The 24,721-nt window shown below is 32.0% G+C and carries 24 protein-coding genes and 2 tRNA genes; 14 read left to right on the top strand and 12 right to left on the bottom strand.

What is annotated here, in order from left to right:
* Positions 1 to 6 precede the first annotated feature (6 nt).
* Both MEFER_RS04330 and MEFER_RS04325 read right to left on the bottom strand, forming a co-directional pair.
* Positions 7 to 81, bottom strand: a tRNA-Arg gene (locus MEFER_RS04330).
* A 94-nt stretch (positions 82 to 175) separates the two neighbouring features.
* On the bottom strand, positions 176 to 379 hold the full coding sequence (locus MEFER_RS04325; RefSeq protein ID WP_015791414.1) for a histone family protein: 204 nt from the start codon (positions 377 to 379) through the stop codon (positions 176 to 178).
* Positions 380 to 781: 402 nt separating this feature from the next.
* Between MEFER_RS04325 and MEFER_RS04320 the strand changes: the two genes are divergently transcribed.
* Entirely contained in the window at positions 782 to 1,225 is a 444-nt protein-coding gene (locus MEFER_RS04320; RefSeq protein WP_015791413.1) for an Hsp20/alpha crystallin family protein, read from the top strand.
* 73 nt (positions 1,226 to 1,298) lie between these two features.
* Positions 1,299 to 1,931, top strand: a complete 633-nt coding sequence (locus MEFER_RS04315; protein WP_015791412.1) for an METTL5 family protein — start codon at positions 1,299 to 1,301, stop codon at positions 1,929 to 1,931.
* Here the strand turns inward: MEFER_RS04315 and MEFER_RS04310 are convergent.
* Positions 1,925 to 2,737 carry a pantoate kinase gene (locus MEFER_RS04310; RefSeq protein ID WP_015791411.1) on the bottom strand — a complete coding sequence of 271 codons (813 nt, stop codon included), beginning with the start codon at positions 2,735 to 2,737 and terminating at the stop codon, positions 1,925 to 1,927. The genes MEFER_RS04315 and MEFER_RS04310 overlap by 7 nt on opposite strands.
* A gap of 124 nt (positions 2,738 to 2,861) precedes the next feature.
* A complete protein-coding gene (gene cfbA / locus MEFER_RS04305; protein ID WP_015791410.1) occupies positions 2,862 to 3,305 on the bottom strand; it encodes a sirohydrochlorin nickelochelatase in 444 nt (147 codons plus the stop codon).
* Positions 3,306 to 3,407: 102 nt separating this feature from the next.
* Between cfbA and MEFER_RS04300 the strand changes: the two genes are divergently transcribed.
* Both MEFER_RS04300 and MEFER_RS04295 read left to right on the top strand, forming a co-directional pair.
* The gene (locus tag MEFER_RS04300; protein ID WP_015791409.1) at positions 3,408 to 4,499 is read left to right on the top strand and encodes a site-2 protease family protein; all 1,092 of its coding nucleotides are present in this window, start codon (positions 3,408 to 3,410) and stop codon (positions 4,497 to 4,499) included.
* A gap of 279 nt (positions 4,500 to 4,778) precedes the next feature.
* A complete protein-coding gene (locus tag MEFER_RS04295; RefSeq protein ID WP_015791408.1) occupies positions 4,779 to 5,405 on the top strand; it encodes an NAAT family transporter in 627 nt (208 codons plus the stop codon).
* Here MEFER_RS04295 and MEFER_RS04290 read toward each other — a convergent pair.
* On the bottom strand, positions 5,402 to 6,628 hold the full coding sequence (locus MEFER_RS04290) for a phosphoadenosine phosphosulfate reductase domain-containing protein (RefSeq protein WP_048056325.1): 1,227 nt from the start codon (positions 6,626 to 6,628) through the stop codon (positions 5,402 to 5,404). The two genes, MEFER_RS04295 and MEFER_RS04290, sit on opposite strands and share 4 nt — an antisense overlap.
* Positions 6,629 to 6,665: 37 nt before the next feature.
* On the opposite strand from MEFER_RS04290, the gene recJ reads away from it, so the two are divergent.
* The gene (recJ, locus tag MEFER_RS04285; protein WP_015791406.1) at positions 6,666 to 8,075 is read left to right on the top strand and encodes a single-stranded-DNA-specific exonuclease RecJ; all 1,410 of its coding nucleotides are present in this window, start codon (positions 6,666 to 6,668) and stop codon (positions 8,073 to 8,075) included.
* Here recJ and MEFER_RS04280 read toward each other — a convergent pair.
* The 4 genes from MEFER_RS04280 to MEFER_RS04265 all read right to left on the bottom strand — a co-directional run bounded on the left by MEFER_RS04280 (position 8,068) and on the right by MEFER_RS04265 (position 13,014).
* Positions 8,068 to 9,384: a B12-binding domain-containing radical SAM protein gene (locus MEFER_RS04280; protein WP_015791405.1), complete on the bottom strand. Its 1,317-nt coding sequence runs from the start codon at positions 9,382 to 9,384 to the stop codon at positions 8,068 to 8,070. The genes recJ and MEFER_RS04280 overlap by 8 nt on opposite strands.
* Positions 9,385 to 9,396: 12 nt before the next feature.
* On the bottom strand, positions 9,397 to 10,122 hold the full coding sequence (gene cobA / locus MEFER_RS04275) for a uroporphyrinogen-III C-methyltransferase (protein WP_048056324.1): 726 nt from the start codon (positions 10,120 to 10,122) through the stop codon (positions 9,397 to 9,399).
* Positions 10,123 to 10,144: 22 nt separating this feature from the next.
* Positions 10,145 to 10,522, bottom strand: a complete 378-nt coding sequence (locus tag MEFER_RS04270) for a ribonuclease P protein component 4 (protein WP_015791403.1) — start codon at positions 10,520 to 10,522, stop codon at positions 10,145 to 10,147.
* A 374-nt stretch (positions 10,523 to 10,896) separates the two neighbouring features.
* Entirely contained in the window at positions 10,897 to 13,014 is a 2,118-nt protein-coding gene (locus MEFER_RS04265; RefSeq protein WP_015791402.1) for an ATP-binding protein, read from the bottom strand.
* Between the two features lie 193 nt (positions 13,015 to 13,207).
* On the opposite strand from MEFER_RS04265, the gene fsa reads away from it, so the two are divergent.
* Together fsa and MEFER_RS04255 are read left to right on the top strand one after the other, a co-directional pair.
* Positions 13,208 to 13,861, top strand: a complete 654-nt coding sequence (gene fsa / locus MEFER_RS04260) for a fructose-6-phosphate aldolase (RefSeq protein WP_015791401.1) — start codon at positions 13,208 to 13,210, stop codon at positions 13,859 to 13,861.
* A gap of 200 nt (positions 13,862 to 14,061) precedes the next feature.
* Positions 14,062 to 15,219, top strand: coding sequence for a pyridoxal-phosphate-dependent aminotransferase family protein (locus MEFER_RS04255; RefSeq protein ID WP_015791400.1), 1,158 nt, complete (start codon positions 14,062 to 14,064; stop codon positions 15,217 to 15,219).
* Positions 15,220 to 15,224: 5 nt separating this feature from the next.
* Here the strand turns inward: MEFER_RS04255 and hisC are convergent, their stop codons facing one another.
* Positions 15,225 to 16,334: a histidinol-phosphate transaminase gene (hisC, locus tag MEFER_RS04250; RefSeq protein WP_015791399.1), complete on the bottom strand. Its 1,110-nt coding sequence runs from the start codon at positions 16,332 to 16,334 to the stop codon at positions 15,225 to 15,227.
* A gap of 82 nt (positions 16,335 to 16,416) precedes the next feature.
* Here hisC and MEFER_RS04245 point away from each other — a divergent pair, with 82 nt between their 5' ends.
* Positions 16,417 to 17,706, top strand: a complete 1,290-nt coding sequence (locus MEFER_RS04245; RefSeq protein WP_015791398.1) for an S-layer protein — start codon at positions 16,417 to 16,419, stop codon at positions 17,704 to 17,706.
* A 2-nt stretch (positions 17,707 to 17,708) separates the two neighbouring features.
* On the opposite strand, the gene MEFER_RS04240 is transcribed toward MEFER_RS04245, so the two are convergent.
* Positions 17,709 to 18,011, bottom strand: a complete 303-nt coding sequence (locus MEFER_RS04240) for a monovalent cation/H+ antiporter subunit E (protein ID WP_015791397.1) — start codon at positions 18,009 to 18,011, stop codon at positions 17,709 to 17,711.
* 105 nt (positions 18,012 to 18,116) lie between these two features.
* On the opposite strand from MEFER_RS04240, the gene pfdA reads away from it, so the two are divergent.
* Positions 18,117 to 18,536: a prefoldin subunit alpha gene (gene pfdA / locus MEFER_RS04235; protein WP_015791396.1), complete on the top strand. Its 420-nt coding sequence runs from the start codon at positions 18,117 to 18,119 to the stop codon at positions 18,534 to 18,536.
* Between the two features lie 111 nt (positions 18,537 to 18,647).
* Here pfdA and MEFER_RS04230 read toward each other — a convergent pair.
* Positions 18,648 to 18,721, bottom strand: a tRNA-Val gene (locus tag MEFER_RS04230).
* Between the two features lie 40 nt (positions 18,722 to 18,761).
* On the opposite strand from MEFER_RS04230, the gene MEFER_RS04225 reads away from it, so the two are divergent.
* Genes MEFER_RS04225 through ileS form a run of 5 tightly spaced genes read left to right on the top strand, consistent with a single transcriptional unit; the run spans position 18,762 to position 24,710 of the window.
* A complete protein-coding gene (locus tag MEFER_RS04225; protein ID WP_015791395.1) occupies positions 18,762 to 19,829 on the top strand; it encodes a nucleotidyltransferase family protein in 1,068 nt (355 codons plus the stop codon).
* 44 nt (positions 19,830 to 19,873) lie between these two features.
* Positions 19,874 to 20,554 carry an RNA ligase partner protein gene (locus MEFER_RS04220; protein ID WP_015791394.1) on the top strand — a complete coding sequence of 227 codons (681 nt, stop codon included), beginning with the start codon at positions 19,874 to 19,876 and terminating at the stop codon, positions 20,552 to 20,554.
* A gap of 56 nt (positions 20,555 to 20,610) precedes the next feature.
* Positions 20,611 to 20,979 (top strand): DUF356 domain-containing protein, encoded by a 369-nt coding sequence (locus tag MEFER_RS04215; RefSeq protein WP_015791393.1) that lies wholly within the window; start codon positions 20,611 to 20,613, stop codon positions 20,977 to 20,979.
* A 43-nt stretch (positions 20,980 to 21,022) separates the two neighbouring features.
* Positions 21,023 to 21,586 carry a hypothetical protein gene (locus MEFER_RS04210; protein ID WP_015791392.1) on the top strand — a complete coding sequence of 188 codons (564 nt, stop codon included), beginning with the start codon at positions 21,023 to 21,025 and terminating at the stop codon, positions 21,584 to 21,586.
* A 4-nt stretch (positions 21,587 to 21,590) separates the two neighbouring features.
* A complete protein-coding gene (ileS, locus tag MEFER_RS04205) occupies positions 21,591 to 24,710 on the top strand; it encodes an isoleucine--tRNA ligase (RefSeq protein ID WP_015791391.1) in 3,120 nt (1,039 codons plus the stop codon).
* Positions 24,711 to 24,721: the final 11 nt, after the last annotated feature.

The raw sequence follows: 24,721 nt of genomic DNA, 5'->3' as shown, positions 1-24,721 counted from the left end.
TTATGACGCCCCCGAGGGGATTTGAACCCCCGACCTTCCGGTCCGAAGCCGGACGCTCTATCCTGGCTGAGCTACGGGGGCATATAGTAGCCTCTCTAAATAACAATAAACACTTAAAATCAAAAAACCAATAAATTTCTACTGATAAAATAAAGAAAAGAAGAAATATGGGAATTTACTGTTTTAAAGCTAATTTTATGTCTTCAACTTTTACTGTTTTTCTTTTTGCGTGTTTTGCTAAATCAACTGCTTCTCTTGCGATTTCTAATGCGATTTCTTCAACTGCTTCTGCTAAGTATTCTGCTGCTGCTCTACTAACTCTCTCAGCACCAGCTTTTTTCAAGATTCTTTCAAATGGTGCAACTGGAAGCTCAGCCATAATACCACCTCAGAAGTTTTACAAGATTTCTATTAGAAAATATATAGTATTTAAAATTTTCGGTTTAGATTTGCTGTTTGTGGCTGTTTATTTGATAGATTGAGACTTTGCTGAAAAATATTTATGACAAAGAATTATTATAAGAATTATAATTGATTGATAATAAAAGAGAACTTTTATGAAAAAACAAAAATGAATATTAGAAATTTATGCAACTAACCTTATATTCCAACTAATATGGATATTATCCCAATAATTATTTGAAATTTGGAATCCTGTAAACTTATAAATTAATTTTTGTAAAATTAAATATTTAATAGTTTCCTTAAATAATAGACCGAAAAATTTATATAGAACTTCAAAAACATACTATATTAGACAAACTAAAAAGAGGTGGGGGGCATGTTTGGAAGAGATCCATTTGATTCATTATTTGAGAGGATGTTTAAAGAGTTCTTTACAACCCCAATAGCAGGAACTACAATGATTCAAAGCTCAACTGGAATACAAATTTCAGGAAAAGGGTTCATGCCAATTTCCATTATTGAAGGAGATAAACATATAAAAGTTATTGCATGGTTGCCAGGGGTTAATAAAGAAGACATAGTCTTAAATGCAATTGGGGATACATTAGAAATCAGAGCTAAAAGAAGCCCATTAATGATAACTGAAAGTGAAAGAATTATTTACTCAGAGATTCCAGAAGAAGAGGAAGTTTACAGAACGATAAAACTTCCTGCAGTTGTTAAAGAAGAAGATGCTTCAGCTAAATTTGAAAATGGGGTTTTATCAGTCATATTACCAAAAGCAGAAACATCAATTAAGAAAGGAATTAATATTGAATAATTCTATTCAAAACAATTATTTATTTTTATGCTAGATAACATTTATAGAATTATATATTTAATTTGGTGAAGATATGATAAAGAAAAAACACTTGGAGATGATATTGGATTCTTTAAAGAGTCATCCAAACCCAAAAGCTGATTTAGAGCAATATACAATAGACGGAAAGTTGGCATCCGATATTTTATTTTTTGCAGTGAATGATTTTTATGGAAATGTTGTTATTGATTTAGGATGTGGAACTGGAAGGTTGGCTATTGGAAGCAAAATTTTGGGGGCTAAGAGAGCTATTGGAATTGATATTGATAAGGAAAGCATTGAAACTGCAAAAGAAAATGCAAAAAAGGCAAATGTTGATGTAGATTTTTATTGCATGGATATTAGAGATGTTGATAATGAATTTTTAAACGACATACTTGGGGAAGGTAAAAATTTAAAGAAGGTTGTTATCCAAAACCCTCCTTTTGGTGCTCAAAAGAAACATGCTGATAGAATATTTTTAGATAAAGCTTTAGAGATTGGGGATATTATTTATACTATACACAACTACCCAACAAAGGATTTCGTTATGAAGTATGTTGAGGATAAAGGGGGGAGAATAACGCATATTTATGAGGCGTTTTTTAGAATCCCTGCAATATATGAGTTTCATAAAAAAAGGGCTGTAAATATTCCAGTAGTTGTTTTTAGGATAGAGAGCTATTGATAAATCTTACAAACAATTGGGTTTTTTAATATGGATAGGGCATCTTCCAATGTCTCTTTTTTTGAAATACAAAATAAAGTATTTCCTAACATAGATTGGGAAGCTCCAACTGTAAATTTTAAATCATCACATATTGATAAAATGTTTTCATTTATTAAGCCGGTATTTACTGCAAATTCGTATGAAAGACTGATAAAGTTCTCTAAAGTAGGATTTTTTAGAAGTTCATTTAAACATCTCCTTCCATATTCATTTATTCTATTAATCCAACTTTCATTAGTAATTATCTCTTTTGTTTCCTTTTCTCCAAAAATTTCAATGATAATGTAATAATCATCATTAATATGTATTTTTTCAACATTTATTGGAAATCCAGGAGCTTTTCTTATAACAAATCCTTTTGTGTATTGGGCTATCACATCACCCAATCCAGTTCCACACTCTACCTCGCTTACATGGGCTATTTTTACATAACTTTCATTTAAATTTAGCATGTCATTTAATTTTTTAGATAAGGTTAAAGCACAGCCTCCTGACATTCCCAATCCACTACCTAAAGGAAAATCTGATGAAAATATAATATCATAACAGCCACTATATCTCAATTCTTTATAATACTCTAAAACTTTTTCAACTGAACAGATATTTACTTTTTTACAATTATAAAAAACACTTCCATCCCCTTCCTTTAACTCCACACTAACGCCTTTATCTACTGTAATTCCAGCCCCTATAGAGCCCGTTTTTAAGGAATTTTTTGATTTACAGACTGCAAAAAATCCTGTTATGTGTCCTGGAGCAAACATAATGCAACCTCCTTAATCAATAATAATAAAATAGCCTGCTCAGTTTTATAGTCTAAAATAGTTTATAAAAATTATCATCAATATAGAAAAATAAAAGAATTATAAAAAAGAGCTGATATTTGATTTATCTTCCAAATGCTCTGTCGATAATGATATCTACAATTCTATCATCTGCTCCAATAGGTTCTCTGTAAATAATTTCAACACCATCTGGAATCTCTAATTTTTCATGTTCGTGATGGTGATGGTGGTGATGATCATGCCCATGATGATGGTGTTCATGTTCGTGATGTTCCCCATCATCTTCAATCAATCCCAACAATCTTGGAATGTCTCTTGTTGTATGTATTCCATGAGCTAAGAAAACAGGAACAACGATAACTTTTTTAGCACCTTGCTCTATAGCTTTTTTAACAGCTTGAGGAATTGTTGGTTCATTAAATTCCATTAAACCAATTTCGACGATTGGAAATATATTTTTTTCTTTAACCTTTTCAGCCAATTTTACTAAGAGCTCTTTGCTGTATGGCAATCTGCTTCCATGCCCTACTAAAACCAAAGCCTCCATATACTCACCATTATTATTTTATTTCATAGAGTTCATACCAACTATTATATATACTCTTCGTTCATTTAAAAGTTTAATTAAAGAAATTCTGGAGGAGTAATGATGGACACATCCAGGCTCATATTAATTATGGCAATAATTATTTGGCTGATATTATATGCTATCAGGGATTCAATAAACTTAAAAACCTATGGAGGAATTTTTGGAATTTTAAGGACTAAATTTGGGTTAAAAACAATTGAAAAATTGGGAAGATATAAAATTTGGCAGAAGATTGGAATTATCTCAATACCAATATGTGTAATACTTGGATTTATTATGCTTTTTAATATCATAACTATGAGCTTAAAGCTTTTATCTGGAACTCTACCAAAAGAAGCTGCAAAACCAGTTGTATTTTTGTTTGGGGATGTAATTCCGTGGATTCCTGGAGTTATAGCTTTATTAATAGCAATTTCTGTTCATGAATTAGCACATGGAATATTTGCGAGGTCTTTTGGAATTAAAGTTAAGAGTTCCGGTATTTTGTTATTATTAGGGCTACCATTAGGGGCTTTTGTTGAATTGGGAGATGAATTTAAAAATGCAGAGAAAAAAATTAGAGGAGCTATTGCTTCAGCAGGACCATTGGCAAATTTGCTGATTTTTTTAATAGCGATTCCTTTACTTTCATTCAGCTATACTTTACCAACGGAGTTGAAAATCATCGATGTTAAAGAACCAGCATCTGAGTTTTTGCAAAAAGGGGATATTATTTATGAGATTAATGGCAAAAAAATAAATTCTTTAGAGGATTTTAATGAATTTGCAAAAACAATAGAGCCAAACAAAGAGTATGAAATAAAGGTTTTAAGGGATAACAAACTATTGTCGTATAAAATTGTTAGCTCTAATGAGGGGAGAATAGGGGTTATGATTTCGCCAGATAAAAATACAGCATTGTTAATAAACACAATATACTGGACTTATTGGTCCAACTTCTTGTTAGCTTTATTTAATTTACTCCCAGCAATACCTTTGGATGGATTTCACGTATGGAACGCTTTTCCAGAATTATTAAAAGAGAGAAAAAATAAATTCATTGTAAAAATTGGAGAAATATTGGAGTTAATTATAAATGAGAGAACTTTGAGTTCAATAACATTATTAGTTTGGTGGATTCTCTTGGGAAGTATAGTGTATTCTATGTGGTAGAATAATAAAATTGGGTATTACGAGTGTTATACAATTTTTTAGCATACTATAATTAAGAGGCATTGCCGAGCGTAGCGAGGCAATGCATCCCGGGTATCCCGAACAACCTTTTAGAAAAAGGTTGATCAAAACGAACTTTAAGAAAGTTTCATCAAAACTATGGGTATACCAATAGGACAAAGCCCTATGGTTTTGATGAAATGGAAATCTTTGCTTTCCAGCTATGAAAATCTATATGATTCTCATTACAACTTTACTAAAAGTTTCGTGGTGATATGTATGGATATTATTGGTTTCTATATTTATGGATTTGTTTCCCTTTTTATTACTGTAGACCCAATTGGTTTAATTCCAATAGTTCATTCGATAATTTATCCTTATCCAAAAGAACAGAGAATAAAAATTATTAGGAAAGCTATGATCTCGTCAACACTGATTTTGTTATTGTTTGCTTTGTTTGGAAATTACATCTTTAATTATTTTGGAATTACAATAGATGCATTTAGAGTTGCTGGAGGAATTTTACTATTTAAAATAGGTTGGGACATGCTTCATGCAGAAGTTCCAAAAACAAAGCACAAACCAGATGAAAGATTGGATATCGGAGATATTGAAAGTATAGCCTATGTTCCGTTATCCATTCCTTTAATAACTGGCCCCGGAGCTATAACAACCACTATGATTTTAGTTAGTAAAGCCCAAAGCGTTTTGGATAAAGGGATTGTAATCCTATCTATATTATCAACCATGCTTGTTTCAGCAATTATTTTATCATTATCTGACTATATAATTAGAAGAATTAATATATATGGAATTAATGCCTTTGTAAGGATTATGGGATTGTTGTTGGCGGCAATTTCAGTACAGATTATATTTACGGGAATATTTGGACTATGCAACATCTAATAATTTTTTAACATCTTTTTCAATTCTTTCATTTTAGGAGGTAGTTTTTTCCATCTCCAAAATCCTCTTAAAATTTCATCCTCATCATAGCCAAATCTTTTTAAAATATCAACCCATTTATTAAACAACTCTGGATAAAGCTCTTTAACTCTCAAAAATTCAGCATTTAATGCAGAGGGGCACATATAACAGCCAATTCTCTCAAACCCTTTATCATAGAGTTCATTGTAAATAACATCATTTAGATATATCCAGCTCCAAACATCAGTACCTTTCCAATCTAATATTGGGAAGATATTTATTTGATTCTCTATAAAACCACTTTTTCTTTCATAACTTAATTTTCCTCTTGTAAAGCTTTCGTATCTCCTTGAACCGTCGATTGTGTAAACTCTTTTATATCTTTTTAAATATTCTTTTAAAGGCTCTAATTTGCATACGCTGTTACACCACCTGTAATCTTTTGTAGGTATCCCTTCTTTCTCTAAATGCTCCCAGAAATTCTTACCTTTTAAAACAATCAAATTTAAATCATACTTTTTAGCAAATCTTTTTACAAAATTTATAGTATCTTTAAATTCCAATCCTGTATCTATGAAAATAACTTCCAAATCACTTATAACTTTATTTGCCAATAAAGTAGAGACAGAAGAGTCTTTACCTCCGCTAAAAGAGGCATTTATGGCCCAATTTTTATCTTTGCATTTTTCATAATATCTTTTTATGATAGATAACGACTTTCTCTCCAATTTTTCAATTCTTTCTTTATTCTTCTTTAGATAGTCTTCAATTTTTTCAAATTTAATCTCTCTTTTTAATGTTAAATCTTTAATTTTTAATTTGCCCTCTTTGTTAACAGCCACACCAACGTAATTTCCTACTTCAACACCAACGTATTCATTTTCATTAATACCTTTAAGTTCTTCAGAATTTTCTATCAAATCAATTGGAACTTTTTTACCTTTTAATCTTCTTTTTGTTGGCTTTATTTTAATTTTTGGCTCTTCTATTAAATAATATGAAGCATACGGATGGAATTTCCAATCTAAGTCAATTAAATCAAATTCCAAAACCCCAATACATTCTCCACTAATAAAAACCTTTTTTCTATAGTCTAAACCTCCAATTTTCTTTAAAATTACTGCCAAATTATAGGGGAAATTTTTATTAAGTAGTTTGTTTAAAATATCTATTTCAAATTTAGAGGCAAATTTATCATCCATCATTATCACCTATATAAATTATGTCTTTAGTGAAATTATGGAAAGTTGGGCAGAGTTAAAAAAAGGAGCTAAGGTTTTAGAAAAAAATAAGGATAATAAAATTTTGATAGCCACGCATATAGATACTGATGGGTTAACATCGAGAGCTATTTTGCAAAAGTTGACTGAGAGACTAAATTTGGATGCTGATTTTATGTTTTTAAAGCAAATTACTATAGAAACAATAAATGACATTCCATTTAAAGATTATGACTTAGTGATTTTTGCTGACTTAGGTAGTGGGCAATTGAAGATGATCAAAGAGAAGTTGGATGAGCTCAATTTATCAGATAAAAAAGATAAAATTATTATTTTAGACCACCATCAGCCAGAGGAAATAAAAGTTCCTGAAGCTGTGATACATATAAACCCATTAACAATAGGAAAAAGTGGAGCTGAAATTTGTGGAGCTGGTGTTTCTTATCTATTTGCAAAAGCCATAAATAATGAATGGGTTGATTTGGCTAAATATGCAGTTTTGGGAGCTATTGGTGACATCCAAAATATAGAAGGAAAACTTACTGGCTTAAATAGAGAGATATTAAATGATGCCATTATGAATGGAAATATTAAAATAAAAAGTGATTTACAGATGTATGGAAGGCAGACGAGACCTTTATTTGTGTCTATGAGATATTGGGTGGATGTTAGAACTGATTTATTAAACAACGATTCGAGAATAATAAAATACATCCAGTATATAAATAAAAAGTATGGCATTGATGTAAATCCAACGATGAGATTGGCTGAGATTCCTTTTGAATATAAGAAGATTATCGGAAATGAACTTTTAATAAAATGCTTAAATTATGTTCCGAATCATTGGGCTCCTTATATTCCAAAAGTCATATTTGGAGAAGTTTATGAATTTAGAGGGGAAGAGTTCGGCTCTCCTTTGAGAGATTTGGAGGAGTTTTCTACCTGCATAAATGCATGTTCGAGATATGGAGACTATGAGACAGCTTTAAATGTGTTGATGGGAGATAGGGATAAATATTATAAAAAAATGCTTTCAAATTTGAGAAAGCATAGGAATAATTTGAGAGAAGCTTTAGAGCATGTGAAAAACGATGTAGAGATAGTTAAGAAAGATAATTTCCAATATTTTGAAACTGATAAAATTATGCCAAATATTATTGGAATTGTTGCTGGAATGAGCTATTCTATAGAGGAAACTGATTGGATGAAACCAATATTTGCAATAACAGAGGATGAGAATGGTTATAAAGTTTCTGCACGATGTCCTAAGCTTTTATGCTTTGCCGATAATGTAAATTTAGCTAAGGCAATAAAATATGCTTCAGAAAAGGTTAATGGAAGTGGTGGGGGTCATAAATTTGCTTCTGGAGCTTACATCCCAGACAATAAAAGAGATTTTATAAAATACCTTGAGATTGCCCTTAAATAATAATATTCTTCCATGGCATTTTATCAACTTTTAAATATTTATCTAACAACTTATCCTTTTTTAATGCACTAATAAAGTTGGTTGGATTTTTGCAGTTTAAGTATTTGTTTAGCATTTCATCACCTCTTGCCAATACACATTGACAGATCATGGAGTTGAAGTTTTCATACTCAACTTTGATATTTTCTTTTTTTAATGCTTTCTCAATATACTTGATTTTTTTCTTAGATGATAAATCAAACTCCTCTTCCTCAAAATCAGTATGTGGCTTTGGAATCATTGGATTGACAGATATTTCAACCCTTCTAATTTCTTTTTTTATCTTTTTTGTTAGGGTTATAAGCTCCTCTATATCTTCATCAGTTTCTGTAGGGATTCCAACCATAAAATAGAGCTTAACCTTCTCAACATTATATTTTTTAGCTAACTCAATGGCGTTAAATATGTCCCCTTCGTTAATATCTTTTTTTATAAACTCCCTAAGTCTTTCACTTCCAGCCTCTGGAGCAATAGTTAAAGTTTTTGGCTTTAAAATTCTCATCAAATCGTCGTTTAATGTATCCGCCCTTAAAGATGAAGGAGATATTTGAACTCCTTTTTCATCTAAAAAGTTGCATAACTCAACTATATATTTATAATCTCCAACTGATGGGGCTATTAAGGCCACTTTATTAACTTTATTAACTTTAATACCTTCCTCTGCCAAATACATTAAGTCATTAAGCTTTCTAAACCTTGGAGGGTAGTAAATGGCTCTTGCCAAACAAAATCTACATCTTCTTGGGCAACCCCTCCCAATTTCTAATAAAAATGCTTTACCATAAGCCCCTTCTTCAGAACTTGGCTGATATATTGGGTAATCCTCAACTCCTAATTTTTTTGGGTAGATTCTCTTAACCTTATCTTTTTTTGCATGTTTTGAGTAAACTCCTTCAACATCAAACTCTTTATTTATAACTTTTAGCATCACCTCACTATTTTCAATCTCTCCAACTATAACTGCGTCAAAAAAATCAGTTATTGGGTAGAAGTTTTCCATTACGCATGGCCCTCCAGCAACGAAAACGGCGTTTGGGTTGTGAGGTTTTAAATCTTTAACAATCGTTACTGCATTAAAATAATCGTTTTCATACTGTAAAGTAATAAAAATTGCGTCAAAATTCTTTATTTTTTCATAATTTTCTAAGAAATACACCCCTACATTTAAATCCCTATATTTGCTTAGATGACATGCTAATATATGAACTGCTAAGCAAGAAATTCCAGCTTTAAACTTATTTGGGTAGATTATGGCGACATTCCTTATCATCCAAATCACACTTTAGCTTTCCAAAACATTAACAACCTCTCCAACAACTATAACTCCTGGAGGTTTTGCATTCTCTTTCTTTGCCTTTTCAACTATATCTCCCAAAGTTCCCTTTATAACTCTCTGATTTTCTGTAGTTCCCTCCATAATAATTGCTACTGGTGTATTTTCATTCCTTTTTGGATTTTGCAATAATTCATTAACCAAATTTTCTAAATTTGTTATTCCCATAAGAATTACAATTGTATCGGCATTTAATTTACTTAAATCGACCTGTTTCTCTTTTTTATCTTCTGCTTCATGCCCTGTAACCACTGTAAATGAAGTGGCAACCTTTCTATGGGTTACTGGAATTCCAGCGACCTCTGGAACTGCTATAGCTGATGTTATGCCCGGAATAACTTCATAAGGTATGTTATGCTTTTTTAACGCTAAAATCTCCTCCCCACCTCTTCCGAAAACAAATGGGTCTCCTCCTTTTAATCTAACAACTAATTTACCTTCTTTCGCTTTCTCAACCAATATTTTATTAATTTCCTCCTGCTTAAATGAATGCCTTCCCTTTCTTTTGCCAACATAAATTAACTCAGCATCTTTTTTAGCATAATTTAGTAGCTCTCTAGATATTAAATCATCATAGACAATGACGTCCGCCTCTTTAATAGCTTTTAAACCTTTTATTGTTATTAATTCTGCATCTCCTGGCCCAGCTCCTACTAAAATAACTTTTCCTACCATCATTTCACCAAAAATTAAAAAATTATTTATTTAATTTTGATTTTAACTTTTCTTCAAGTTTTTTCTTTCTCTTTTCTTTCTTTTCCCTAATCATTGGAATTCTATATATTGCCCCACATTCTAAGCAGGTTATGACAACATGTGGATACCTCTTGCTTTTAACTCTAACTCTTGCATTCTTTCCATACAATAAAAAAGTTCCGCATTTTTTACATACTCTCCTTTTCCATTTTTTAGGGAATCTTATTCTCATCTTCATGGCTATTCTTCTGGCTAAATAAACATACCTCTTAGCCCTATCCCAATTTCCTTTTCTTGCCTCTTCTTCAGCCAAACTCATTAGGATGTCAATTCTTTCATAGGCAATTTTTCTTATCTTTTTTTCTAAGAACTTTTTCATAATTTCACTTCCATAGGGACAAAGCCCTATTGGTATACTCGGGATGCATTGCATCGCTTCGCTCGACAATGCCTCTTAATTAAAGTGGGAGATATCTCTAGCAACCCCTCTGTGGTATCATAGGACTTTTACAGCTTTTATATTTAATTTGGAACTTTAATGCTTTAGCGTCATTATGTCCTTATAATAATTTTTCTGTGAAAGTCTTATGACAATAGGGAGTTTCCAGTAGTTACTATGGTAACCACTTAATTTAAGGGGCATTAAGAAAGCTTTGCTTTCCAGCTATGAAAATCTACAATTTTCATTCAACTTTTTCTAAAAGTTTCGTTTTGATCAACCTTTTTCTAAAAGGTTGTTACTAAAAGTTTCATTTATAGCAATCCCCAGAATCCAAGTCTTGGGTTGTATATATCCCCAGCCTTTTTTAAATAATCTAAGGCAATTTCAACATCTTTTTCAGACAATCCTATACTTAAAGCCCTCTCATAAATTTCCTCTTCAGGTGCTAAACCGTCGTCTCTTAAGTTGACGATTTCCTTAATAATACTCAATACTGTATCCATTTTATCTCTTCTTGATTTTGGGGTTCCAGCTATTTTGTCCAAATCTAAAGTTCCAGTTTCTGGATCGTAGGCTATCTGCTTTAAACAATCATCAATAATATTTATAGCTACTTGAGCATCAACATCTTCAACTTTCTCTGATAATCTTGCCTTTGCATGCATTTCAGCAATCCTAATTATCGCCTCTAACTGTCTTGCAGTTATTGGTATTGGATTATCTCCCTCTCCTAATTTCCTCATCTCTAAGTAGTATTTTTTAATCATCTTCTTTGCCTTGTCAGTTAAATAAGGCATTATTAATTTTGTTTCATCAAAATCTCCTAAGTATAAATCTTGATTTTCCTCTATATATGCACAGCTTCTTGCGTAAATAATGTAGTATTTTAAAAGCTTTTCGTCTACTGTTATTCCATCAATGTCAATAGCTCCCAAAATCTTATAATCTTTTGTAGCAGTTTCAACATGTGTATTTAATATATGCTCAGCTATCTCATCATCTCCTCTTCTATCTGGCTTGTCCATCAATGGGAATATTAAATCAAACCTACTCAATAGTGGAGCTGGAATATCTATCTGCTCTATAACAGTTAAATTTCTGTCAAATCTTCCTCTCTTTGGGTTACATGCTGCTAAAACTGCACATCTTGCTGGCAACTTTACATTAATCCCTCCTTTATTAACATGGATTGTCTGGCTTTCCATAGCCTCTAAGATGTATTTCATTACATTCTTATCTACGGTTAGCTCGTCTATACATGCCGTTCCCTCATTTGCCCTAACAAAAACTCCCGGCTTAACTACCCAGCCATCTCCAATCTCTGTAGCTTCCCTAATCACGTTTGCGGTTAATCCTCCTCCAGTAGCTGTTGTTACTGATGCATAGGCATTTTGAGGGAATAGCCTTGCTATCCTTCTAAGCATTGTGGTCTTTCCAATTCCTGGATCCGTAATTAATAAAATGTGGCTATCTCTTCTTAAAGGAGTTCCATCTGGTAAGAATTTAAAAGCTCCTTTAATTTGCTGTAAAAATATAGCTTTTTTAACTAATTCATGACCTTTTATTTGAGAAATTAGGTAGTTTGATAATATGTCGATGATATCCTTCTTTTTACCCAATTCGTTCAACGTTTCTATAAGCTCCTCATTACCCAAAATATCTCTAACTTCAATTTTTTGATAGCTTTCAGATATTTTAACATAATTACTTTTAACAAAAATTTCAAAGACTGGCAGCTTTGGCTTTGTTTTTTTCTTTAATACAGTTCCTACAACATCAACTCTTCCAGAATAAATTCCAGGGCTGTTTTCTAAAAACACCTTTATACTCCTTGGAGGGTCGTCAGGATTTTTCATCAAATCAATTGGCTGCTGAATTTCCAGCTCTTGGATGTTTATATAGGTTGATTCTTCATAATCAATAACCATCTTCTCTCTACAATCTCCATTGTTGCAAATAACTTCTGGAATCTCAAAATAGTTGTGTATAGTCCTATACCTTATATTTCCACATCTTGGGCAAACAAAACATGCCCTTTTTAATAAAGCACATACTTTTCCAGCTTTAACTATAACACCTTCAAATTTAACTAATTTATTTATGTCAGAGGATGATATATCTTCAATTAGCTTTTCACAACCTTTTGGGTTTTTAAATGCAATTTGTATCTTTTCCAACTCTTTATCTTCACCAAATAGCTCAATATAAGCCTCTTTAAATATATCCAGTATTATCTCTTCTACTTCTTTAGGTCTCTCAATGATTAAATCGTTAACCTCACACGCATCTGGAAAGTGCATTAAAAACTTTTCAATATCAAATTCAAAGATGTTATCTTTAATTAAGTTGTTTGATAACTCTTCCTTTATAAAACTCTTTATTTTATGCTCGTAATATGCTCTAAAAACTTCTTCATCAAAATTTGCCATAGTATCACGTAAATTTCCTTTATTTTAAATTAAAAATAGCTTTAGTTTAAAAAGTTGATGCTTAAATATAATTAACAATAAACGCTATAAAACTTACTGCTATAAAAATCTTATGCATTTAAATATATGATAAGAGATAACTTTTTAACCTTCAATCTATATAATTTCCTAAAAATTTCATAGAGGGATAAGGATGAAGTTCTTCTTGGATACAGCAAACGTTGAAGAAATTAAAAAATATGCTGAACTCGGTTTAGTGGATGGAGTTACAACAAACCCAACATTAGTGGCTAAAGAGGGAAGAGATTTCTATGAGGTTGTTAAAGAAATCTGTCAGATTGTTGACGGTCCAGTAAGTGCTGAGGTTATATCAACAGATGCTGAAGGGATGGTTAAAGAAGCGAGAGAATTGGCTAAATTAGCTGACAACATAGTTATAAAAATCCCAATGACAAAGGATGGAATGAAAGCAGTTAAAATATTGTCAGCTGAAGGAATAAAAACAAATGTAACTTTGGTTTTCTCACCATTACAGGCATTGGTTGCCGCTAAGGCAGGAGCTACTTACGTATCTCCATTCGTTGGAAGATTGGACGATATTGGGCATGTAGGAATGAAGTTAATTGAAGATGTTGTAAAGATATACAGAAACTATGATATTAAGACTGAGGTTATCGTTGCTTCCGTAAGACATCCATGGCATGTTTTAGAAGCTGCAAAAATAGGGGCTGATATAGCAACAATCCCACCAGCAGTTATGGATAAATTGTTTAACCACCCATTAACAGACATTGGTTTAGAGAGATTCTTAAAAGATTGGGATAACTACTTAAAGAGTAGAAAATAAGAAACCATTGGACGTTAATTAGGGCTGAAAGCCCTAACTTAATGGACGTATGGTATGCCAATAGGAGGTTCCTCCTATGGTTCTTAAAAGATTGGGATGAGTATTTAAAAAGTAGAAAATAAAAATATTCACCAAAGAATTTAATTTTGTCCCTTTAAAATAAATCCTAATCTAAAATTTTATAAAAATGGAGGGAGATTATGAAATTGGATGCAACTAAAAAGCTCTTAATGATTCCTGGACCTACAATGGTTCCACCAGAAGTTTTAAATGCAATGGCAATGCCAGTAATTGGACATAGAACAAAAGATTATAGCAATTTGTTGGAAGATACTATAGAGAAATTAAAAAAAGTGTTTATAACTGAAAATGACACATTCTTAGTTACTGGTTCAGGAACAGCGGCAATGGATATGGCAATATCAAACATAATAAGAAGAGGAGATAAGGTTTTAAACATTGTTACAGGAAACTTTGGAGATAGGTTTGCAAACATCGTCAATGCCTATAAAGGAGAGTCAATTAGGTTGGACGTAGAATGGGGAGATATGGCAGAACCAGAGGCGGTTAAGGAGATGTTAGATAAATATGATGACATCAAAGCAGTTACAGTTGTGCATAATGAAACATCAACAGGGGCAAGAAACCCAATAAAAGAGATTGGAGAGGTTGTTAAGGATTATAATGCCTTATATATTGTTGATACCATCTCATCATTGGGAGGGGACTATGTAAATGTTGATAAATTTAATATAGATATCTGTGTTACCGGCTCACAGAAATGTTTGGCCGCTCCACCAGGATTAGCGGCTATAACAGTCAGCGAGAAAGCATGGGAAGTTATTAAAAAGAATGATGACAAAGTTGGTTTCTACTTGGACTTGTTGGCTTATAAAAAATACTATGAAGAGAAAAAACAAACCCCTTACACTCCATCAGTTAATTTAACCTATGCAATGAATGTTGCATTGGATTTAGTTTTAAAAGAAGGAATTGAGAATAGAGTTAAGAGACATGAAAGATTAGCTAAAGCAACAAGAGCTGGTTTAGAGGCTATGGGAATAGAGCTATTTGCTAAAGAAAGAGCAAGGTCAATAACAGTTACGTCAGCAAAATATCCAGAAGGAATTGAAGACAGCAAATTTAGAGGAACATTAAGCAACAAATACAACATAGTTGTTGCCGGTGGACAGAAACACTTGGCTGGAAAGATATTCAGAATTGGGCACATGGGAACCTGCGGAGAGAGAGAAGTTTTAGCTACATTGGCTTGTATAGAGCTAACTTTAAAAGAGCTTGGATTTGAAGTTAAAGAGAGTGGTGTAGAGGTAGCTAAAGAAGTTTTATTAAAAGAGTAGGTTATTTAGCTTATAATTTCTTCTAAAATTTTTAAAAACTTCTCAACTTCTTCAAATGTTCCTATTGATACTCTAACGTAGTTATCTCCTAAGCCATCAAAGGATGAGCAATCCCTAACAATAACCCCTCTTTTTAATAACTCTTCACAGAATTCTTTTGATTTCATTGTTTTTAGTTCAACCAATACATAATTTGCCTCTGAAGGATAAACCTTAATGTCTTTAAACTTCTTCAACCCGTTGTATAGCATTTCTCTACTCTTAATCCCATCCCTAACACACCTTTCAAAAAACTCCCTATCCCTCAACGCAGTTATAGCACAAACTTGGCTTAACCTTGTTAGGCTGAATATTGGTTTAACTCTCATCATATAGTCAATAATTTTTTTATTTGCCACACCATAACCAACTCTCATTCCAGCCAAACCAAATACCTTTGAGAATGTCCTTAAAACAATAACATTCTCATATTCTGGAGCTTTTTGAGTCCAATCATACTCTTTTTTAGCATATTCGATATATGCATGGTCTATAACAACTAATGCATCAGTTTCATTGATGATTTTTTCAATATCTTTATTTTCTATTATGTTTCCTGTTGGATTGTTTGGAGAACATAAAAATATAACTTTAGTTTTGTCAGTTATGTTGTTTAGAATGCTTTCAACGTCTAATTTAAAATCTTTTTCTTTATCATATTTTGCAAACTTTATTTTAGCGTTATGAATTGTTGCTGAAACTCTATATTGTGTGAAGGTTGGAATTGGAATTATAACCTCATCGCCATCATCAACGAACGTTCTGAATATTGTGTCAATAACTTCATCAGCCCCATCACCACCAACAATAATATTTTCCTTATCAACATTCAAAAATCTACTCAACTCTTCCATTAAAACAGGATTTACTGGTTCTGGATATTGATGGATTTTGTCTATTTCTTCTAAAATTTTCTCTTTTATTTTTGGAGAAGGTCCCCAAGGGTTTTCGTTGGAGCCGAGTTTTATAATGTCTTCTGGTTTTATCCCATAAGCTCTTGCAATCTCTTCTTTAGATTTTCCTGGAACATAAGGCTTTAATTTTTTAACTACTTCTCTAATTTTGTTTTCTATCATCTAATCACCCAAACATTTTACAAAAAATATTTTAAATAGATTCTCAGATTTTTAATAATATAACTCATAAAGGAGGGTGAATATGAGAGGGACACTTTTACTTATACTTTTATTGGTTATAAGTGTTGGCTATGCTCTACCCACAGAGCCCATAATCATTGTAAATAAAAGCACAGCAGATTATGAAAACGTCAAAGTTTTAATGGACAATCTTTACTCTTCAAGAGAAATAAATGTTGATGAAGATTGTGTAACCGTTAATGTTAAAGATATTGTTTATATGCCGGCAGTAGATGAGCTTGAGATTGAAGATAATGACAAAAAGCTTGATATAGAATTTGATAATAACGGAGGCAATATAAAATACAAAGATATTTACTACATTGAGTATTTAAACTTTGAAGAAGGGGATGAAGTAACCTTTTTTGATAAAAAATACTTGGTTGAGGATATCAGCTCTGATTATATATTATTAAAAGAAAAAGATGGAGAAGAGATTGAAACAAATGGGTCATTTGAATATGATGGATATAAGGTAGTTGTAAAACTCGTTTCTTCAGATTCTAAAACTATAGTTGTTGATATATACGAAAATGACAACCTTGTAGATTCTCCAAAATTGGATAGAGATGAATTTTATCATTTAGAAGATGGAACTTTAGGAATTGTTTACAAAAATTGCACAAAAAGTGGAAATAAATATTATTTTACTTTTGAAGTATATTCCATAATAAAAATTGAGGAAGATGAAGATTATCCATTAGATAAAAGATTTAGAGTGAAAGATGTTAGTAGTGAAAGAATAAAGCTTGAATATAAAAATGTAGGTAATCTTGAGGAGGAAATAAACTTGTTCAATTACACCATAATGCCAGAAGAGATTTACGATAATTACGTTCTATTTAAAGTTGTAAAAAAAGAAAGTAAAACCTTAAACATGAAGAATAAAGATACAGCTTATCTTGGAGATGGCATCTATGCTGTAAAAATAAACGATGAGATTCATGTATATTACAAAGGAAAAGAACTAAAAAATGAAAAGATTTATCTAAATTCAATGGATGCTTTTGATATTGCCTCATTGAACATTGATAAAGATATAATTCTTATAGGTGGCCCAAAAGTCAATAAATTTGTTAAAGAGCTTGAAGATAAAGGCTTGTTAAAAGTTAATGTAACTAACAATTATCCTGGAAATAACATGGGGGTTATACAGAAGATAAAAAATCCATACAATGGCAACAACATTTATGTTTTAGCAGGCTCCAATAGATTGGGAACAAAAGCGGCAATATTGGCATTTTTAACAAAATATAATGGTGAGGATGTATTAAAGGTAGAATGGAAAGAGGGAATGGTCGAGGTAAAATAAATTTAATCAAAAATTTTTTTGATGTATGGTTCAAAAGGAACGATATCTTCTCTACTTCTTGGACTTATTGTAGCTACTTTTAACTTTCTCTCTTCTGGGATTAAGTCAATAACCAAAGTTCCTGGTGTGGCTGTTATAGACCATGATAATAAAACCAAACCAGTTGGATTATTGATGATAGATTCTATTTCTATAACTTGAGGGTTTATTTTTCCATTTATACTTCTTTTAACTACATCTACCCAAGATTCAGTTATTGCCTTAATTAATACTGCCAAATACCCAATAACTCCAAGTAATCTCATAAACATCCCTTTATAAAATTTTGCAGAAGTAGTTCAATAACTTATATTAACTACCTTAAGGTATATATGTATTGCCGATAAATGCTTGATTGTTGAGGTGGAAATATGAATGAGGATTTAAGACAAAAAGCTATGGCTTTAGAAATATATAATCAACAATTACAGATGATTCAAAGTGAAATAGCTTCAATAAGAACATTAAAATCTGAAATAATGAATTCAATTAAAACTATTGAAAGTATAGATGTTGATGAAGAAACATTGATTCCAGTAGGTCCGGGAGTGTTTTTAAAGGCAAAGATTGTTGATGATAAGGCGTTGATTGGAGTTAAATCAGATATTTATGTTGAAAAACCGTTTAACGAAGTTGTTGAGGATTTGAAAAAATCAGTTGATGATTTGGACAAAGCTGAAAAGGAAGGAATGAAAAAAGCTGAGGAGTTGGCTAAGGCAATAGCTGCTTTAAGAAAAGAATTGCAGGCAGAGATACAAAAAGCTCAACAAGCTCAAGAAAAGAAGGAATAAATGAAATTTAGATTTTTATCTTTTTTGTCCTATTTATCCTATTTTTGCAATTAATAAAACAGCCATTATATATTCAAATTAACAAATATTTATCTCCAAAATAAAAAATAGTGGGCCCAGCCGGATTCGAACCGGCGACCTTCGCCTTGTAAGGGCGACGTCATAGCCAGCTAGACCATGGGCCCCCAGCATCAATAACAATCTACTTTCTCATATATAAATTTTATGCCTATTGGTGAAATTATGGATTTAAATTTAAAAAATTTTTTGAAAGATAGAGAGGAGATAATCAAAGATGCCGAAACAAAAGACGAAAAATCATTCGAAAATTTCAAAAAAATAGTTGAAAAAATAAAAGAAAAAGAAGGCAAAGATAAAATTGTCTGTGATTTTACCGAATACAACCCATTACATAAAGGGCATAAGTATGCGTTGGATAGGGGTAGAGAGCATGGGGTCTTTATTAGTGTTTTACCTGGACCTTTAGAAAGAAGTGGGAGGGGTATTCCTTATCTTTTAAATAGATACATAAGGGCAGAGATGGCAATAAAAGCTGGGGCGGATATTGTAGTTGAAGGTCCACCAATGGGAATTATGGGTTCTGGGCAGTATATGATGTGCCTAATAAAAATGTTTTATAATTTAGGGGCTGAGATAATACCAAGGGGCTACATTCCAGAAGAAACTATGGAAAAAGTTATAAGCTGTATAAATAAAGGCTACCACATACAAGTTAAGCCATACAAGATTTGCTGTATAGAGACAGGAGAAATTTTAGGAGAAAAGTTGAATATAGATAACTATGTTATTGCTTCAATGTCTCAGACGATTTATAAACTTAATAGAGAGGGATTAAAATTTAATCCAAAATTTATTTTTGTAAGAAGATTGGAAGGGATAAGTGGAACAAAAATTAGGGAAGCTATGTTTAACGGAAAGTTTGAGGAAGTTAAGGATATGCTTCCAGAAACCACTTTGAAGATTTTAAAAGAGTTATATGACAGTGGAAAGCTCAATGATTTTATACTGAAGAGATTTGAGGATAGAATTTTAGAGACCGCTAATGAGTTTGATTTACATAGATACCTTCCAAGCAACGTTGCCGAAATTTTAGAAAAGAGAAGGCCATTTAACAATATAGAGGAAATAAAAAACGCCCTACCTTATGGATTTTCACGACATTTTAAGGAGAGAGTTTTATCCAAATTAGAGGCAAGAATTCCAAGTGAAACTTTATCAAAATATATAAATAACTACCCTGCAAAGATAAAAATACTGGCATTTAGAGAATGAAAATTAATCTAATACTAAATCTCAAGAAATTAATTGGGGAGAAAATGCAAAAACAAAGGTTCTGCTTAGATACTAGTGCTTTTACTGAACCGTCAGTTAGGAAAGCAGTAGGGGTTAAAACAATTACGGAATTGACAGATAAGGTTATGGATTTAATAGCAGAAGCGAGGATAAAGCTAAATATCTCTTGCCACATCCCATATCCAACCGTGTATAATGAACTGATGGGATTTTTAGAAAATGAAAAATGTCCGAGAGATGTTATAGTTAAAGTTGATACATGGCTTGTTAAAAAAACTCCAAACAGATATGAGATAAAAATTCCGTCAGAGATTTTTTATGAATATGTAAAAGATTTGAGGGAGAGGATAAATAAAGGGATGAGGATTGGAGAGGAGCATATAATAAGAACATCAGACATGGTTTATGAATTATCAAAAAGACATCCAGAGATGAGTAAAAATGAAATTATAAATAAAGTATTATCAAAAACAATAAATACCTTTAGAAATAAATATAGGAGTGCTTTAAGAGTGGGAACTTTAGACAGTGCCCCGGACTTAGATGTTTTACTTTTAGCTAAGGAGTTGGATGCTGCAGTAGTGGCGAGTGATGGAGGCATTGAAAAATGGGCTCAAAGATTAGGATTGAGGTTTGTTGATGCCTCTGACTTTCCATTTATGCTTGAAGAATACTTAAAACATAACGAGAGGCACAGAAGATAGAATTTAAATTTTTATTTTTTAAATTTAAAATAAATAAACACGTGTTAGGGATAGTTATGACAATCTTGTTGATTAGAGGAGATAGTTATGAAAAATTAAAAAATGCTTTGGCAGATGTTGATAGACATGCAGAGTTAACAATTATTGGTAAGCCAAAAATTATAGTTCCAGAAGCTGCTGATGAGATATTAAGCCACATACTTGGAGAGGTAAAGAAGCCGTGTAAAACAGCATGTGTGGCGAAGATTGCTGAAAAAGCTCCAAAGGCAATAGATAGGATTAGAAAAATTCATCCTCCAGCCCATATTGTTGTAATTAGTGAGAGATATGGGGATATTTATTACAGGCTTTTGGATGATTTTCCAAAACTTCCAGTGTTAAAAGGTTATTATAAGTCGAAGAAGAGAGATAAGAAAAAGAAATAAGTTTATTTAAGTTTATTTTATTTTCCTGCCATTGGGTGATTTAATGGAAACTAATAGCTACCCTACTTTAATTGAAATAAAAGATAAAAAAAGAGAACTAATCGAAGAGGGGGAAAATAACCTTAGAGAGTTAAATAACATTAGAATATTATTAGAAAAAGTAAAAAATGAAAATCCAAATGATTTTGATAGGATTATTCAATTGGAGGAGAAGGAGAATTGCTTAACATCAAAAATTTTAAAATTGGATTTAACTATAAAAATTTTAGAAGTGCTTGAATGTATAATAGAAAGCAATATATTTGAGGATTATTGGAAGATAATAGAGGAAAAAATTCCATATGAGGAGTTGTTAAACATTGTTGTTGAAAACGGGTTGAGTGTAAAAAGGACATGTTTAGAGCTATATAAAATTGCCAATATTGATGATAAAAACATCTTAAATAAAATTAAAAATTTACCAGATGATTATTCTAATGAAATAAAAGAAGATTCAAAGCTACAAAATAAATATTTAAATAAGATAATTTCAAGAATCGTTCGATTAAAAGAATTTAAAAACAACATGGATGAGATAATCTCAGATATAATATCCAAGATGAGGTGATTAAATGGAAAGAGTTGAGCCAGTTAATTTTAGAGAGTTGGATAAGAAAATAAAAAAATTCTGGGAAGAGAACGATATATATCAAAAAGTAAAGAAAAAGAATGAAGGAAATAAGGAATTTTACTTTGTTGATGGGCCTCCATACTGTTCTGGAGCAATACACTTAGGAACTGCATGGAATAAAATAATTAAAGATACATATTTAAGATTTAAAAGAATGCAGGGATATAATGTTTTAGATAAAGCTGGATGGGATATGCATGGGTTGCCAATAGAGGTTAAAGTTGAAAACGAATTTGGAATAAAAAACAAAAAAGAGATAGAAACAAAGATTGGAGTAGAGGAATTTATAGAAAAGTGTAAAGAATTTGCTTTAAAGCATAAGGAAATTATGGAGAATCAGTTTAAGAACTTAGGGGTTTGGTTAGATTGGGAAAACGCATATATGCCAATAACAAAAGAATACATGGAGATTGGATGGTGGACATTAAAGGTAGCCCATGAAAAAGGGTTATTAACAAGAGATTTGAGGGTTGTTTATTGGTGTCCAAGGTGTGAAACTGCCTTAGCTGAGCATGAGGTTAGAGGAGAGTATAAAGATGTTTACGACCCGTCACTTTATGCAAAATTCAAATTAGCTGATGAAGAAAACACCTATCTCGTTATTTGGACAACAACACCATGGACTTTGGTAGCAAACTTAGCTGTAGCTGTTCATCCTGACTATGACTATGCCTATGTAGAGGTTGAATTTGACAACAAAAAAGAGGTTTGGATTATCGCTGAAAAGTTAGTTGAAGATGTTATAAACAAAGCTAAGAAGGCAAATAACATTAAAAGCTACAAGATAATCAAAAAAGTTAAAGGAAAAGATTTAGAAGGAATAAAATATATCCATCCATTGTTAGAGGAGAATGAGAGGCAGAAAGAATTTGCAAAATTAGAAAATGCTCACACAATTATCTTAGGAGAGCATGTAACCTTAGAGGGAGGAACTGGGTTAGTTCATACAGCCCCAGGACATGGGGAAGAGGATTTTGAAGTGGCTAAAAAATACAATCTGCCAATATACTCTCCAATAGATGATGAAGGAAAATATATAGAAGGAAAATGGAAAGGAATTTTTGTTAAAGATGCAGATGCTGAAGTAATTGAAACTTTAAAGGAAAAAGGACTGTTAGTTTATGCTGGAAAGATAAAACACAGCTATCCACACTGTTGGAGATGTAAAACTCCTCTCTTGTTTAGGGCAACAGAGCAGTGGTTCTTAGAGATATCAAAGATTAAAGATAACATTATAGAGCATGCTAAAACAGTTCAGTGGATTCCGCACTGGGTTGAAACAAGATATATAAATGGAGTTAAGTTTGTTGGGGATTGGAACATAAGTAGGCAGAGATACTGGGGAATTCCACTTCCAGTTTGGGTTTGTGAAAAGTGTGGAAAATACGTAGTTGTTGGAAGTGTTGAAGAGTTAGAGGAAAAGATGATAAATAAAGATGAGGTTGGAGAGATTAACGATTTACATAAGCCAACAGTTGATAAAATAAAGTTGAGATGTGAATGTGGAGGAGAAATGAAGAGAGTTCCAGATGTTTTAGATGTCTGGTTTGACTCTGGTTTGGCACCTTACGCTTCAATTGGTTCAAAAACATTGAAAAAAGCTGACTTTATAACAGAAGGAAATGACCAAGTTACTAAATGGTTCTACTCACAGCATGCGTTATCTGCAATTGTATTCAACGACATCCCATACAAGAAATGTTTAATGCACGGCTTCACCTTAGATGAGCATGGAGACAAGATGAGTAAAAGTTTAGGAAATATTGTAAATCCAGATGATGTTGTTGAAAAATATGGGGCTGATTTGCTAAGATTTTACTTGTTAAGTGCGAACAAGGTTTGGGAAGATTTAAGGTTTGTATGGAGTGAAATGGATGATGTTTTAAGCCTGTTTAACACTTTGTGGAACGCCTATATGTTCGCTGTAAATTACATGGTCTTAGATAACTTCAAACCAGATGAAAAATACTTTGAATATCTAAAAGATGAAGATAAATGGATTTTGAGTAGAATAAATACAGTTGCTAAAATAGCTATTGAAAATCTCGAAGTTCCTTACTTCCACACCTACACATGGACATTGAAAGATTTCATATTGAATGACTTAAGTAGATGGTACATTAGGTTGATTAGAGACAGAACATGGAAGGAAAAAGAGGATGTTGATAAATTAGCGGCATATCAAACACTATACTACGTTTTATTAAAATTGGCTACAATATTAGCCCCAGTAGCTCCACATACTGCAGAGGCGATATATCAAAACTTAAAAACAGAGGATATGGAAGAAAGTATATTTATGAATAAAATAGAGGTTGATGAAGAGTTTATTGATGAAGAGTTAGAGGGAGATATGGCAATAGTTAGAGATATTGTTGATGCAATCTACAGAGGAAGAGATAGGATAAAATACACGTTGAGATATCCATTAAAAGAGATAACTATCGCTGGTGGGGAAGAAGTTAAAAAAGCTGTAGAAAGATTTTCCTATATCATAAAAGAGCAGGGTAATGTTAAAAACATTAAATTTGGAGAAGTTGAAGGAGGAAAATATATAATAAAACCAAACTACAGAGAGTTAGGTAAGAGGTATAAAAGCGAGGTTCCAAAAGTTGTTGAGGCATTAAATAAAGCTGATGCTAAAGAGTTGATGGAAAAATTGAAAGAAGGGGCTGTTGTATTGGATGGATATGAGATTAAGCCAGAGTATGTTGAGATTAGATTGGAAATTCCTGAGCATATAGCTGGAGTAGAGTTTTCAAAAGGAACTGTCTTTATAAACACTGAGATTACTGATGATTTGATAAAAGAGGGGCTAATGAGGGAAGTTATAAGAAGAATACAGGCAATGAGAAAGGATATGGACTTAGATATTGAGGAGAGAATTAAGGTTAAGGTTGAAGGCATTGACTTAGGTGAATTTAAGGATATTATTGAGAGAGAGGTTAGAGGAACGTTTGTTGATGATATAAAAGCAGATTATGAAAGAGATTGGGAAATAAAAACCCCAAATGGAGAGAAATATAACGTTAAAATTGCCATTGAAAGAATTAATAAATAAACTTATTTTTA

It is taken from the genome of Methanocaldococcus fervens AG86 (assembly GCF_000023985.1).
GTDB classification, from domain to species: domain Archaea; phylum AGJL01; class Methanococci; order Methanococcales; family Methanocaldococcaceae; genus Methanocaldococcus; species Methanocaldococcus fervens.
The sequence above is the reverse complement of the archived record's forward strand: the minus strand, read 5'-3'. Positions and strand labels throughout refer to the sequence as shown.

What these genes read in the sequence shown, in the direction of transcription:
- MEFER_RS04325 (WP_015791414.1), bottom strand. Translation starts at nt 379, where the DNA reads ATGGCTGAGCTTCCAGTTGCACCATTTGAAAGAATCTTGAAAAAAGCT.
- MEFER_RS04320 (WP_015791413.1), top strand. Translation starts at nt 782, where the DNA reads ATGTTTGGAAGAGATCCATTTGATTCATTATTTGAGAGGATGTTTAAA.
- MEFER_RS04315 (WP_015791412.1), top strand. Translation starts at nt 1,299, where the DNA reads ATGATAAAGAAAAAACACTTGGAGATGATATTGGATTCTTTAAAGAGT.
- MEFER_RS04310 (WP_015791411.1), bottom strand. Translation starts at nt 2,737, where the DNA reads ATGTTTGCTCCAGGACACATAACAGGATTTTTTGCAGTCTGTAAATCA.
- cfbA (WP_015791410.1), bottom strand. Translation starts at nt 3,305, where the DNA reads ATGGAGGCTTTGGTTTTAGTAGGGCATGGAAGCAGATTGCCATACAGC.
- MEFER_RS04300 (WP_015791409.1), top strand. Translation starts at nt 3,408, where the DNA reads ATGGACACATCCAGGCTCATATTAATTATGGCAATAATTATTTGGCTG.
- MEFER_RS04295 (WP_015791408.1), top strand. Translation starts at nt 4,779, where the DNA reads ATGGATATTATTGGTTTCTATATTTATGGATTTGTTTCCCTTTTTATT.
- MEFER_RS04290 (WP_048056325.1), bottom strand. Translation starts at nt 6,628, where the DNA reads ATGGATGATAAATTTGCCTCTAAATTTGAAATAGATATTTTAAACAAA.
- recJ (WP_015791406.1), top strand. Translation starts at nt 6,666, where the DNA reads ATGGAAAGTTGGGCAGAGTTAAAAAAAGGAGCTAAGGTTTTAGAAAAA.
- MEFER_RS04280 (WP_015791405.1), bottom strand. Translation starts at nt 9,384, where the DNA reads ATGATAAGGAATGTCGCCATAATCTACCCAAATAAGTTTAAAGCTGGA.
- cobA (WP_048056324.1), bottom strand. Translation starts at nt 10,122, where the DNA reads ATGGTAGGAAAAGTTATTTTAGTAGGAGCTGGGCCAGGAGATGCAGAA.
- MEFER_RS04270 (WP_015791403.1), bottom strand. Translation starts at nt 10,522, where the DNA reads ATGAAAAAGTTCTTAGAAAAAAAGATAAGAAAAATTGCCTATGAAAGA.
- MEFER_RS04265 (WP_015791402.1), bottom strand. Translation starts at nt 13,014, where the DNA reads ATGGCAAATTTTGATGAAGAAGTTTTTAGAGCATATTACGAGCATAAA.
- fsa (WP_015791401.1), top strand. Translation starts at nt 13,208, where the DNA reads ATGAAGTTCTTCTTGGATACAGCAAACGTTGAAGAAATTAAAAAATAT.
- MEFER_RS04255 (WP_015791400.1), top strand. Translation starts at nt 14,062, where the DNA reads ATGAAATTGGATGCAACTAAAAAGCTCTTAATGATTCCTGGACCTACA.
- hisC (WP_015791399.1), bottom strand. Translation starts at nt 16,334, where the DNA reads ATGATAGAAAACAAAATTAGAGAAGTAGTTAAAAAATTAAAGCCTTAT.
- MEFER_RS04245 (WP_015791398.1), top strand. Translation starts at nt 16,417, where the DNA reads ATGAGAGGGACACTTTTACTTATACTTTTATTGGTTATAAGTGTTGGC.
- MEFER_RS04240 (WP_015791397.1), bottom strand. Translation starts at nt 18,011, where the DNA reads ATGAGATTACTTGGAGTTATTGGGTATTTGGCAGTATTAATTAAGGCA.
- pfdA (WP_015791396.1), top strand. Translation starts at nt 18,117, where the DNA reads ATGAATGAGGATTTAAGACAAAAAGCTATGGCTTTAGAAATATATAAT.
- MEFER_RS04225 (WP_015791395.1), top strand. Translation starts at nt 18,762, where the DNA reads ATGCCTATTGGTGAAATTATGGATTTAAATTTAAAAAATTTTTTGAAA.
- MEFER_RS04220 (WP_015791394.1), top strand. Translation starts at nt 19,874, where the DNA reads ATGCAAAAACAAAGGTTCTGCTTAGATACTAGTGCTTTTACTGAACCG.
- MEFER_RS04215 (WP_015791393.1), top strand. Translation starts at nt 20,611, where the DNA reads ATGACAATCTTGTTGATTAGAGGAGATAGTTATGAAAAATTAAAAAAT.
- MEFER_RS04210 (WP_015791392.1), top strand. Translation starts at nt 21,023, where the DNA reads ATGGAAACTAATAGCTACCCTACTTTAATTGAAATAAAAGATAAAAAA.
- ileS (WP_015791391.1), top strand. Translation starts at nt 21,591, where the DNA reads ATGGAAAGAGTTGAGCCAGTTAATTTTAGAGAGTTGGATAAGAAAATA.